This is a genomic window from Asticcacaulis sp. W401b (genome assembly GCF_046503825.1).
Taxonomy (GTDB): domain Bacteria; phylum Pseudomonadota; class Alphaproteobacteria; order Caulobacterales; family Caulobacteraceae; genus Asticcacaulis.
In genome coordinates this window covers 420,477-432,649 of the sequence record NZ_JBKFEE010000003.1, presented here as the reverse complement: position 1 = coordinate 432,649, position 12,173 = coordinate 420,477, and the positions used below count along the sequence as shown (strand labels likewise).

Below are 12,173 nucleotides of genomic sequence, written 5' to 3'. Positions count from 1 at the left end.
CGCGTATGCCATCGCGGGGTCACGGCAGCGGACCCTCCTGACCGGAGACGGATCACTGCGCGCTCTGGCCACCGCACAGAACCTGGGGATTCATGGTGTTCTATGGGTGTTCGATCAACTCGCCGATGGCGCTCATGTCACCTTTGAGCGCTTGCACTGCGGCTTGAGTACATTGCGCGCGCACCCTCGATGCAGGCTACCCGGAGCCGAGATTCAAAATCGTCTGGCAAAATTCAGAGAATAGTCGGGTTAAGGCGGTAGCCCAATCAAATATCACTATCAGAAATATTGACGTTCGCTTTTGAGAAAATTCGTGCGAAGCGAAGTTAAATATGGAAATGCTGCGTGATCCGATGTCCGCTTATTATGCGATCACCCGTAAGGACCATGTCAGCTATTGGGCCAAAAGCAAAGCTACCTTAGTGTCTAAAAATGGTCCCCTCAGACCCGCTAAGACCGGGACATTGCTCGTAAAATCCGCTAGCTCACCGCACCTGAACTCGGATGAACATTGGAGTCGCGCGTCCAGATCTGTGTGAATGCACCAAAGAAAGCAGGCAAACCCGTGGCGGTACAGGCGCTCTCCCCGCCACTTGCTCCGCCCCCTGAGCCCGCAACGGTTAGATACCATTACAATTGGATGCACCGACCTATTTCAGCGCCCGAGAAATCTGGCTCGAACGATTAAGACCCAAACCCATGTCGAGGCATAGTTTAAAAAACTCGTCTACGGCCGCCGTGCGGTCAAGATTATAGTTGCGGGCCAACTCTCGCGCAAATTTGCCCAGAGGTACGATATCGCTGGATGTGATCCATTCCGGCTTGCCCACTTTCTCTTCAAACGCAAGGACAACCGCATCAGGCAGGTCCGTGCCGAACAGAAAATAACGGAGATGCGGAATGAAGTGAGGATGGGTATAGATATCGTCCCCACGACAGTTATTTCGCTCAAAAAGCCCCATGCGGGACGCCTTGATTCTTCCACTTCGGTACGCAGGGTCATTCCAATAGGCAACGCGCTGAGACGGAATCGCTTGGCGACCGGCGAGACTTTCGAGCAGCGATAGGATGGGTTCTTTGTTACTCAGATAGCGCCTATGCCCGTCATCATGAGACTCGCGCCAGTCACCCAATTTCAGGTCTATTTTTGCCAGGATCGGCTTTTCGTTTTCCGTAAGTTCGATGTGGTACTTTTCCATTCGATTCTCTTGGCATCTTCCTTCTTTGGGCACCATTCATGTGTTCGGCGCGCAGCGGGCGCCCTTACTCCAGACACCTACGAGTTGGCCTCGCACAGGCCAACCCCAGGCTCATCAAACCCAGGCATAGGTCTTGTCCTCATACCATAGCACCCCGCGAGCCCCAATTTTGACAGCATAGGCACAAGCCAACGCCAAGCTCTGTTCTCTGCCGATACGGCTGTCCAGAACAAACTCATCGAAGCTTAGAGGTTTTCCGGGTGAATTGTAGGCGATACCGATTGACGATACGTCGTTCGCGGCGTCCATGCCGATGACCTCGGTTACACTTAGGACGTAGTGTCCGGCACGCGGTGGAACCACTTCGGTCTCCACTGCCGCCGAGCGAAACTTCTGCATTTCTGCGTTGAAGCAATACATCGCGTAAGCCGACAGGGATTGAACGGTTTTTCCTACCCCGCTCTTCTTTCGCCATCCGCACCAGCCCCGGTAGGAGGTCTTCATCGCGACAACAGGTTGAAGCGGTGACGCCTCGTCTTTCGCAGGTGCCCACAGCGCCTGCCATGACTCCCAGTTTTGCAATAAGGGTTCGTCAGGAAAAGCCGCTTGGAAACTCGCGAAATCAGCTTTCGGTATATCTGGAGTGATGAGGCCAACCGGCGGCCATTCGCCAGCCACTTTCACATTGTTGCGGGGTCTGCCGCGAACGTAGATCTGGCTTTCGATGCCCATAATCGGAGCGGGCTTGACGTAGGTTATGCCATCGACGTCAAAGCACGAGTCGGCAACCGCCTCTTTGACCGAGGCGCTCCCGGGAATGCCCATAATGCCCTACTTAAACACCGTTTTTGGGAAAGATTTGTATAAACAATGGGATATTGGCACTGATTTCGGTGTTTGCACTACATTTTAAGGGTTTGCGGAGGCTGTGTCAGGCGGCCTCAGATTTCAGGTTCGGGGGCAGTGCAATGCCGGCCGCCTGGAAGATGGTTCCGACCTGGCCCCGAACGCTGGTGCGGCCGGTGATACGCTTGCCATCCTTTTCGATGGTGGCCTCCTGAAGGCGATCAAGATCGCGTAGCAGGTCCTGCCATTCGAGCTTCACGCCCTTTGCGGCGCAGAGGTCCGCCAGTTCCTTCTGCAGCAGCAGAGCCAGGAAGGAACAGAAGATGTGCCCGCGGATAGCTTCGTCGGATGAGTGATAGATCGGCCGGGTTTTCATGACCGCCTTGGCGCGGCGGAACAGTTCCTCGACCTTCAGAAGGTCACGATAGCGCAGGACGGCCAGCAGCGGATTAATCTTGGTATTGGTGCGCAGGACGAAGATGCCGTCATAACGGGCCTCCTCTGCAAGCTTGCCGGCATCGATCTCGAAGGCCGGCTTATCATCGCCGCGGTCAGTGACCTTCAGGTATCGGCGATAGCCCTTGTTGCCGACCAGGGCCTTGTCCCCGCGCTTCAACTGGGTCTGCAGGCCCTCGACGATCGCTTGGCGATCCATCCGGTCCTTCTCGGCTTCAGCCTCATTGCGACAGACGATGTAGCGCTCGCCTTCAGCCATGACCTCCTTGATAAACAGTTGTGTCTCGCCCTGAGTGCGTTCGATCAGCAGGGGGACAAAGGGCTGGGTGTCGTCCATCACCGTATCGCGCACGATCTTGCTTGAGCGCTCGCGCGCCCCCAGGATATATTCGAGCTTGCGCGCCTCCAGGGCGGCAATGGTCGCCTTCGAGATCATGCCGCGATCGGCTACCACACAGACACGTCCAATGCCGAAGCGCTTTTGCAACCGGTCGACGATCGGAAGGAGCACGGTGCTGTCGGCGGTATTGCCAGGCATCATCTCCGAACAGATCGGACGGCCAGTGCCATCGATGACCACGGCCAGAACCACCTGCTTCAGATCGGGGCGATAATCCTTGGAATGGCCATGCGCGCCGAGGCTGTCGCCGCCTTCGCCATAGAAGGACAGGGTCGTCGTATCCATGAAGACCAGGGACAGATCTGTAAACAGATCGCGGCGTCGATCGAACAGGGTCTCCTCGATCACGTCCTTCACACAGCGTGGTGCCAGGGCTCCCTCCGCCTTTTCCTCGATCTCTTCCCCCAACCACGCCACCGCACGATAGAGGTGATGCAGTTGCAGGCCGTCTATGCCGTCGATCTTGTAGTCGCTCATCCACTTCTCGCAGGACCGATCCGAACCGGAGACGAACAGGCGGTGCAGAACACTGACGAACACGGCACGTTCAACGGCGAACTCAAAGGCGCGTTTGGCCAGTTGGTCGCGAAGGACGTCGCCAATGCCCAGGCGCTCCCACAACCGGCCGAATAACAATGGGCCGCCGATGCGCGTCGAAGCCAACTCACCGTTATCGATCTCGGATAAGACAAGGTTACGGTCCGAATGTTGAGCCATGGACGCGATCAGGCGATCGAGATCGCCTGACAGCAGTAACTGGTCTTTGCGTCCAAGGGGGCGAATTAGACGCTGACGCACCTTGCCATTCTCGCGGTAGGTCTCCGCGAGATAGAGATATCGATGCCCGCGGGCGACCTTTTCAACGACAAACATGATTCCGTTGTCACCTGAGAATCGCCGGAAATCAATACAAATAAGGGCATTGATGAAAATATGTTTTCACTACACATTATGACGGGGCCAAAACGCGGCTCAATAAATACAACCACTTACGCGAAATGTTCACCGCATGTTCCGCCTGCGCTGTTTAAGTAGGGTAATGGTCGCCGTCGCAAACCGTTCCCCCAGGTTGCCCCAAGCGCGTTTCAACGCGTCAATCGCGTGAAGGGTGAGTTGGATCGGCTGAATCAGCGCTTGGAAGCCCTCTATATAGACAAGCTCGACCGCCGAATTAGTGATGCGTTCTATTCTAGAACTTCAAGTCAATGGAAAGAAGAGGCCAGGCGGTGCGAAGATGAGCTTCTAAGGCTTAATGGCGCTGGGGAATCGTACATGGACGAAGGGGTGAGCCTGTTGAAGCTAGCCCAGGACGCTCATTCGATCTTCGAAAAACAGGAGGGAATGGCCCAAAGAAAGCTATTAAATTTCGTCTTCCAGAACTGCATTTGGAAGGATGGCGAGTTGATCGCAGATTTTCGACAACCATTTGATATGCTGCAAGAAACAGCATTGAAATCGACGAACAGCGAAAACCCAGAAAGGTATGATGATGCAGGAAAAGAAAATTGGCTGGGGAACTAGGACTCGAACCTAGAATGACGGTACCAAAAACCGGAGTGTTACCATTACACCATTCCCCAGCAGGTCTTTAGAAAGTCTTTGAAAGACTTGCTGGCCTCGCTTGTCTCAGCGAGAGGGCGCTTCACTAACCCAAGCTTTTGTGACATGCAATCCCCCCGTTGAAATTTTCCCCAACTTCTCTGGATTTCATGCCCCCTGCCCTTGACCCTGCCGTTCAGGCCTATAGCCGGCTGATGGCCCACAGCTTCCGTCGCTTTACCGGGCAGGAGATCGTCGCTGGTGCCGCCGGATTGAACGCCTCCGAACTGGCTGAGGCTTTGTTCACGGCCCCGCAAGCCATCGTCTCCCACGGGATCGAAGCCGACCCCATCTTTCGTTATGCCAATGCACAGGCGCTCAACCTTTGGGAAATGGACTGGGACACCTTTACCCGTCTGCCTTCGCGCCATTCCGCAGAACCCGACAACGGCATACAGTCCGACCGTAATGCCCTGCTCAAGGCGGCGCTGGCGCAGGGGTATGTCGATCATTATGCCGGTATCCGCGTGTCCGCCAGCGGTCGGCGCTTTTACATAGAAGACACCGTCCTGTGGAATGTCGTCGATGAGGCCGGCACCCGTCACGGGCAGGCCGCCTTTATCCGGCGCTGGCGTTTCCTGTAACCATCGCGACATCCCGCCCCCTTTCGTGAGCGCAGGCTTTGTGATAGCTCCCGCCGCATGTCACAGCCGCCCTACGTCATCGCCGCCTTCTATCATTTCTTCGACTTTCCCGATTTCGAAGCGCATCAGGCCCCGCTGCTCGAACGGCTGAAGGCGCTCGGCATCAAGGGATCGCTGCTGATCACCTCTGAAGGCGTCAACTCGACCATGGCCGGCACGCGCGAGGCCATAGACAGTTTCCTGACCTATCTTCAGAGCGAACTGATTGGCGAGCCGATTGTATGGAAGGAGTCCTATGCGGACACCCAGCCCTTCGGCAAGGTGCGCGTGCGCCTGAAGAAAGAGACGATTTCGCTGGGGGAGCCGGTCAACCTCAGCCGCCGTGGCCACTATGTCGAGCCGAAGGACTGGAACGATCTGATCCGCCGTAATGACGTGGTGATCCTCGATACGCGCAATGATTACGAGGTCAATCTGGGCACGTTTAGGGGGGCCATTGACCCGAAAATTCCGACCTTCAAATTCCTGCCCGAATGGACGCGCCAGTACGCCGATCAGCTTAAAGGCAAGAAGATAGCCACCTTCTGCACTGGCGGCATCCGCTGCGAGAAATACACCGCCTGGATGATGGAGAACGGCTTTGACGAGGTCTATCACCTCAAGGGCGGCATTTTGCAGTATTTCGAGGACGTGCCCGCCGAAGAGTCGCTATGGGATGGTGAATGCTTTGTCTTCGATGAGCGTATCGCCGTCGATCATCACCTAAATCCGTCGCAAACCGCCGTGCTCTGCCTTTACTGCGACCATGCCCTGACGGCCGAGGATCAGCAAAGCCCGATGTACCAAAAGGGCGTCTCCTGCCCGCATTGCCACGGCGACCCGAAATATCAGCATGACCGCGAACCGGCCGCAGGTCGCACCAAATTCTGATCTGCGTTCGCCTGCATTACACGGTCTTCATTTGACCTTATCGTTAGGCACGCTATGGTGCCCGCCTGAGTGCGCGTGCGTCGCCCATCGTGGTTCCGGCGCATCTTGATATAGCTGCACCCAATTCGGGGATGACGTTCGTCACATGAAACAGTTTTTCATTACGGTAGCCGCCGTATTCGCCGCCTTTGTGCTGTTCTTCGTCGGTGTGCCCTTCCTGCTCATCACCATGATCGCCGCGGCATCCAAGCCGACCACGCCGTCGGCCATTACGCTGGTGGTTGATCTGCGCGAAGGCCTGACGGATCAGTCGCGCTCCGACCCCTTCGCCTTCATAACGGGGCGTCCCCTGTCCACCATGGACATCGTTACCTCGCTCTATCACGCGGCCGACGACAGCAAGGTCAAGTCGGTGCTGATCCGCCTGCCCGAAGGCGGCTTGATGCCCGCCGCCGCGCAGGAAATCCGCACAGCCGTGCGTTACGTGCGCAGCAAGAACAAACCGGTCTATGCCCATTCGCAGGGCCTTTATCCCTCGACCATGGTGCTGGCCTCCTACACGGTGGGCACGGCGGCGACCGAATTCTGGATGCAGCCGCGCTCGTCGTTTCAGGTGACCGGCATTGCCACCGAGGAAATGTTCCTCAAGCGCGCCTTTGACAAGTACGGCATCACGCCGCAATTCCAGCAGCGTTATGAGTACAAGAACGCCGTCAACCCCTACCTGCAAAGCGACTTCACCCCGGCGCACCGCGAAGCCACCCTGTCGTGGATGGGCTCGGTCTATGACTCGCTGATCAGCGACGCCGCAATCGACCGCAAGGACGCCAAGCTGGACGCCGCCAAGCTGAAAACCATTCTCGAAGCCGGCCCCTACAGCGCCGAACAGGCCAAGGAACTGGGCCTGATCACCAATCTGGGGCAGGTGCAGGAAATCGAAGAGGCCGCCAAGGCCAAGGGCGGGGCCGACACGCAACTGATGGATATTGAGTCCTATGCGGCCTCCACCGTCTCGACGGGCAGCCAGACCATCGCCGTCATCAATGGCGAAGGCCCGATCATGACCGGCAAGGGGTCGGGCGGCGGCTTCGGCAGCGAAGCCCAGATGCTGTCGGACGATGTGGCTCAGGCCTTCTACGACGCCGTTGAGAATGACAAGGTCAAGGCCATAGTCTTCCGCGTCTCTTCGCCCGGTGGGTCGGATACCGCCTCTGAGCAGATTTCGCGCGCCCTGGCCTACGCCAAGAAATCCGGCAAGCCTGTCGTGGTGTCGATGGGGGATTACGCGGCTTCGGGCGGTTACTGGGTCTCGGCAGGGGCCAATGCCATCGTCGCCAACCCGACCACCCTCACCGGCTCGATCGGTGTCTATGGCGGCAAGATGGCCATTGGCGAAGCGGCATCGCGTTTCGGGGTCGATTTCCGTCAGATCGGCGTCGGCTCTGAGTACGCCGGGGCCTATTCGGCAGGCAAGCCTTTCACCGAAAAGCAAACCCAGGCCATCTCCAACTGGATGGACACCATCTATAACGCCTTCATCGGCCACGTCGCCGAAGGCCGCAAGCTGGCGCCCGAGCGCGTGCGTGAAATCGCCAAGGGCCGCGTCTGGACTGGCGCGCAGGCCAAGCAACTGGGGCTGGTCGATGAAACCGGCGGCTTCTTCGCCGCAGTGGCCAAGGCCAAGCAACTGGCCAAGATCGGTGACGACGTGAAGGTGAAGCTGGTCAACTACCCCAATAACAAGTCGCCCTTTGCCATGTTCGGCAAGGGTGTCGAGGCCAGCGCCAAGGGCTTCGAAGCCCTGTCCTTCCTCGGCTGGGCCGCCAGCGATCCGCGCGCCCAGATGATCATGAAGGAAGCCCGCGACGCCCGCCTGCGCGAGCAAGGCGCCAGCGTCCTGGCCCCGGAACCCTACGCGCCGTAGGGTAAGACTTCATACCTGAAACAAGAAACCCTCCGGAGCGATCCGGAGGGTTTTTCTTTGGGATTCAGTGATGTGGGGTCACGGACCCCACACCCCATAACTTAAGCGCCCGACTAACGGGGTGCAGGGGTCGAGACCCCTGCTAGTCCACCGCCTCGGCGCGAGAGGCATTCTTGTCCTTGGCCGGCGTGATGTCGAAGGCGATCTTGCCCTCGGCCAGCTTGACCAGAATATGCCCGCCACGCACCAGCTTGCCGAACAGGATCTCGTCCGCCAGCGGCTTCTTGATGTTCTCCTGAATGACCCGCGCCAGCGGACGCGCGCCATAGAGTTCATCATAGCCGTTCTCAGCCAGCCACTTTTCGGCATCCGGCGACAGCTCGATCGTAATGTTGCGGTCGGCCAGTTGCATTTCGAGCTGAAGGATGAACTTCTGCACGACCTGCCCGATAACCTCTGGCTTGAGCTGACGGAAGGTGACGATGGCATCGAGACGGTTGCGGAATTCCGGCGTGAACAGGCGCTTGATGGCCACCTCGTCCTCACCCGACACCTTTTCGCGTCCAAAGCCAATCGAGTTCTTCTGATTGTCCGAAGCGCCCGCATTGGTGGTCATGATCAGCACCACATTTCGGAAATCGACCTTCTTGCCCACCGCATCGGTCAGCGTCCCGTTATCCATCACCTGAAGCAGGATGTTATAGATATCCGGGTGCGCCTTCTCGATTTCGTCGAGCAGGACGATGGCGTGCGGCGTCTGATCCACAGCATCGGTCAGCAGGCCGCCCTGATCATGGCCGACATAGCCCGGAGGGGCCCCGATCAGCCGCGACACGGTGTGACGCTCCATATATTCCGACATGTCGAAGCGCAGCAATTCGATGCCGAGCGTTTGCGACAACTGCTTGGCGACCTCGGTTTTGCCCACGCCGGTCGGACCGGAGAAGAGGTAAGACCCGATGGGCTTGTTGGCGTCGCGCAGACCCGCCCGGGCCAGCTTCATCGCCGCCGAAAGCTGTTCGATGGCCTCGTCCTGACCGAAGACAACCCGTTGCAGGTCGTTGGTCAGGTCGCGCAGCGCCTCGGTATCGGTCTTGGACACCGACTTCGACGGGATGCGGGCGATCTTGGCGATCACCGTTTCGATCTCCTTCGGCCCAATGACCTTCTTGCGCTTACCTTCGGGCAGGATGACCTGTAAGGCCCCGGCTTCGTCGATCACGTCGATCGCTTTGTCCGGCAGCTTGCGGTCGGTGATGTAGCGCGCCGACAGTTCCACCGCCGTCTTGATAGCGGCATCGGTGTATTTCAGATTGTGGAAGGTCTCATAATAAGGCTTGAGGCCCTTCAGAATCTTCACCGTGTCGTCCAGCGACGGCTCGGTCACGTCGATCTTCTGGAAGCGACGGACCAGGGCCCGATCCTTCTCGAAGTGCTGACGATATTCCTTATAGGTGGTCGAACCCATGCAGCGCAGGGCCCCCGACGCCAGAGCCGGCTTCAGCAGGTTGGAGGCATCCATCGCCCCGCCCGACGTCGCCCCGGCACCGATGACGGTGTGGATTTCGTCAATGAACAGGATGGCATTGGGATGCGCCTCCAGCTCCTTGACCACCTGCTTAACGCGCTCTTCGAAGTCGCCGCGGTAGCGGGTCCCGGCCAGCAGCGTGCCCATGTCGAGCGAATAGATGGTCGCCCCGGCCAACACCTCAGGCACCTCGCCTTCGACGATCTTCTTGGCCAGACCTTCGGCGATGGCCGTCTTGCCGACGCCCGGATCACCGACCAGCAGCGGGTTGTTTTTGGTACGGCGGCACAGGATCTGAATGGCGCGCTCGACCTCGGCCGACCGCCCGATCAGCGGATCGACCTTGCCGTGACGTGATTTCTCATTGAGATCCACGCAATAGGCCGCCAAGGCATCGGTGGACGCCGCCTTGCCCGACTTTTCTTCGGAAGACGGTGCCCCATCTTCGGACGATCCGCGCACAGGACGCGGCTCGGACGCGCCCGGCTTCTTGGCGATGCCGTGGGCGATATAGTTGACCGCGTCATAGCGCGTCATCTCCTGCTCCTGCAGGAAGAAGGCGGCATGGGATTCGCGCTCAGAGAAGATGGCCACCAGCACATTGGCGCCGGTCACTTCGTCGCGGCCCGACGACTGCACATGGATCACCGCGCGCTGAATGACGCGCTGAAAACCGGCAGTGGGCTTGGCTTCTTCGGAATGCGGAACGACCAGCGATTTAAGGTCGGTTTCGATATAGGCCGTCAATGCGGTCCTGAGCTTGGTCAGATCGACATTACACGCCGTCATGACGCCTGCGGCATCGACGTCATCGACGAGGGCCAGCAGAAGGTGCTCCAGGGTCGCGTACTCATGGTGATGGGTGTTCGCATGACCCACCGCGCGATGCAGGGTTTCTTCGAGAGCGCTTGAAAACGATGGCATGTCGGCCTCTCCTTGGAGCAAAAAGCGGGTACAGTTTAGTCTTACGTCTCCTCGATGAACGGGGGCTGAAAGTCGGGTTCAAGCGATCCTCAGTCCTTCTCCATCGTACACTGGAGAGGGTGTTGGTGTCGGCATTCTGGATAGAGTGTCGGCATCAGATTCAGTCTTTCTCCATGGTGCACTGGAGAGGGTGCTGATGCCGACGGGCCATGTCCACCACCTGGGCGACCTTGGTTTCCGCGACCTCATAGGTATAGACCCCGCAAACACCGACGCCCGTCTGATGGACGTGCAGCATAATACGGGTGGCGTCCTCGCGCGACTTGTTGAAGAATCGCTCCAGCACGTACACGACGAACTCCATAGGGGTATAGTCGTCGTTGAGAATTAACACGCGATAAAGAGAGGGCTTCGCCGCCTTGGGCTTGGCGTCGATGACGGCAAACGGCGCATTGGCCGGTTTGTCCACATCGGTCACCGGGGCCTTCGGGGCGCGCGCCGCCTCAACCGGCGAATTTGCCGATAGCAGCGGACGCAGCAGGGAGGGACCAAACGTCAAACCTGTCCTCTTAACTGGGCGATGGGCAGGCGAACCCCCCTTCGTCTTTTGAGACTCACACGAAGCTAAAACCTTACGGAGAGAATGCTCCGACAGTTTTCGCCTGACTTCAAGATAGTGCAAACTTTAATCCTGTTAAGAGGCCGCTACGCACATATTTGCGTTATTCGCATCACAGTTTGCGCAACTGCGTTACAAATATGTCGTCAATGACGCATAGCAAAAGGGCCAAGCGGCTCAGAACACGACCGTCGTCTGAAGGCCGCCGCCGCTGATGGCCCAGTCCACATACCACGCCACCCCCATCAGGGTGGCCCCCTCGGTCGGAGGTTGCCGCAGACTGACCTGCCGCGTTTCGAAACGGTCGCGGGCGCGTATCCCGATGGTGACCGTCCCACTGCGCAAACCGCCCCTGACCGGCAAGGCCGCCGTATAGACGCCGTTTTCGCCGGAGCGCACCTCAAGCGCCGGCTGCCCGTCGATTTCCACATCGACCATTATGCCGGGATCGGTACGACCGGATACCGCCATAGCCCCACCCGCATCGTAATCGACGACGGCAAAAAGTCCGGCCTGCGGCCACAAAGGCAGGGCCGACGCGCCGGGCCGCAATAAAACCGAGCGCGGGGGGGCACCGATATCCGAGGCGGGTGGCACAAACAGACGCCCCTCTGCCCGCATCAGCCGTCCTTCGGTCTCCATGGCGAGATCGTAAAAGCTGCCGCCCGACATCTGTGGCAGGCTGGCCTGAAAGCGTCCGTCGCTGCCCGCTGTGACCCCATAGGCCTGCCCGGAGGGGCTGGTCAGGCGTACGCGCGCCTCAGGCAGGGCGGCCCCTGTGACCAGCAATTCACCGGCGGCGGTTACCGCTACCGAAGTCACTTCGGGCGACTTCACATAGCCGCGATTGGTGGCCACATAGTCGGCGACCTCGACCTTTTCCGGGGCCTTGTCGCCGCAGCCGGACAACAGCACGACCGAAGCAGCGCACAGCGCCACAGTGCTCAGCTTGAACCCCATCGGAACGTCGATACCTTTCAGCAGGCTTATCACAGCCTGACAAATCTCATGCACAGAACACGTCTGTCATCGTTGAAAAGCGTTGCGCACGCCCGGCAAAGCCCTTTAATTTACGACGACATTCATTTGTTTACGCGATTGACCATATCGTTTGTCGCCGGTGGCAATCAAGCCCGCCCGCAACCATAGTTCCAAGGATTAGCG

10 protein-coding genes and 1 tRNA gene are annotated in these 12,173 nt (G+C 58.5%); 4 read left to right on the top strand and 7 right to left on the bottom strand.

What is annotated here, in order from left to right; translation table 11 throughout:
- Positions 1 to 650: 650 nt before the first annotated feature.
- The 3 genes from ACK8OE_RS09660 to ACK8OE_RS09650 all read right to left on the bottom strand — a co-directional run bounded on the left by ACK8OE_RS09660 (position 651) and on the right by ACK8OE_RS09650 (position 3,774).
- Complete coding sequence (locus ACK8OE_RS09660; protein WP_410272352.1) at positions 651 to 1,199, bottom strand: hypothetical protein; 549 nt, start codon at positions 1,197 to 1,199, stop codon at positions 651 to 653.
- Positions 1,200 to 1,313: 114 nt separating this feature from the next.
- Positions 1,314 to 2,024, bottom strand: coding sequence for a hypothetical protein (locus tag ACK8OE_RS09655; RefSeq protein ID WP_410272351.1), 711 nt, complete (start codon positions 2,022 to 2,024; stop codon positions 1,314 to 1,316).
- Positions 2,025 to 2,130: 106 nt separating this feature from the next.
- Positions 2,131 to 3,774, bottom strand: coding sequence for an IS1634 family transposase (locus ACK8OE_RS09650; RefSeq protein ID WP_410271822.1), 1,644 nt, complete (start codon positions 3,772 to 3,774; stop codon positions 2,131 to 2,133).
- Positions 3,775 to 4,014: 240 nt separating this feature from the next.
- On the opposite strand from ACK8OE_RS09650, the gene ACK8OE_RS09645 reads away from it, so the two are divergent.
- Entirely contained in the window at positions 4,015 to 4,422 is a 408-nt protein-coding gene (locus ACK8OE_RS09645; RefSeq protein ID WP_410272350.1) for a hypothetical protein, read from the top strand.
- On the opposite strand, the gene ACK8OE_RS09640 is transcribed toward ACK8OE_RS09645, so the two are convergent.
- Positions 4,408 to 4,481 (bottom strand) — tRNA-Gln (locus tag ACK8OE_RS09640). The genes ACK8OE_RS09645 and ACK8OE_RS09640 overlap by 15 nt on opposite strands.
- A gap of 129 nt (positions 4,482 to 4,610) precedes the next feature.
- Between ACK8OE_RS09640 and ACK8OE_RS09635 the strand changes: the two genes are divergently transcribed.
- The 3 genes from ACK8OE_RS09635 (at position 4,611) to sppA (ending at position 7,938) form a co-directional block, all read left to right on the top strand.
- Entirely contained in the window at positions 4,611 to 5,084 is a 474-nt protein-coding gene (locus tag ACK8OE_RS09635) for an MEKHLA domain-containing protein (protein ID WP_410272349.1), read from the top strand.
- A gap of 57 nt (positions 5,085 to 5,141) precedes the next feature.
- Positions 5,142 to 6,014, top strand: a complete 873-nt coding sequence (locus ACK8OE_RS09630; protein ID WP_410272348.1) for a rhodanese-related sulfurtransferase — start codon at positions 5,142 to 5,144, stop codon at positions 6,012 to 6,014.
- A 145-nt stretch (positions 6,015 to 6,159) separates the two neighbouring features.
- Positions 6,160 to 7,938, top strand: a complete 1,779-nt coding sequence (sppA, locus tag ACK8OE_RS09625; protein WP_410272347.1) for a signal peptide peptidase SppA — start codon at positions 6,160 to 6,162, stop codon at positions 7,936 to 7,938.
- A gap of 142 nt (positions 7,939 to 8,080) precedes the next feature.
- On the opposite strand, the gene clpA is transcribed toward sppA, so the two are convergent.
- The 3 genes from clpA to ACK8OE_RS09610 form a co-directional block, all read right to left on the bottom strand.
- Complete coding sequence (gene clpA / locus ACK8OE_RS09620) at positions 8,081 to 10,390, bottom strand: ATP-dependent Clp protease ATP-binding subunit ClpA (RefSeq protein WP_410272346.1); 2,310 nt, start codon at positions 10,388 to 10,390, stop codon at positions 8,081 to 8,083.
- A gap of 160 nt (positions 10,391 to 10,550) precedes the next feature.
- Positions 10,551 to 10,868 carry an ATP-dependent Clp protease adapter ClpS gene (clpS, locus tag ACK8OE_RS09615; RefSeq protein ID WP_041659021.1) on the bottom strand — a complete coding sequence of 106 codons (318 nt, stop codon included), beginning with the start codon at positions 10,866 to 10,868 and terminating at the stop codon, positions 10,551 to 10,553.
- Between the two features lie 318 nt (positions 10,869 to 11,186).
- Positions 11,187 to 12,002: a hypothetical protein gene (locus ACK8OE_RS09610; RefSeq protein ID WP_410272345.1), complete on the bottom strand. Its 816-nt coding sequence runs from the start codon at positions 12,000 to 12,002 to the stop codon at positions 11,187 to 11,189.
- Between the last annotated feature and the right edge of the window lie 171 nt (positions 12,003 to 12,173).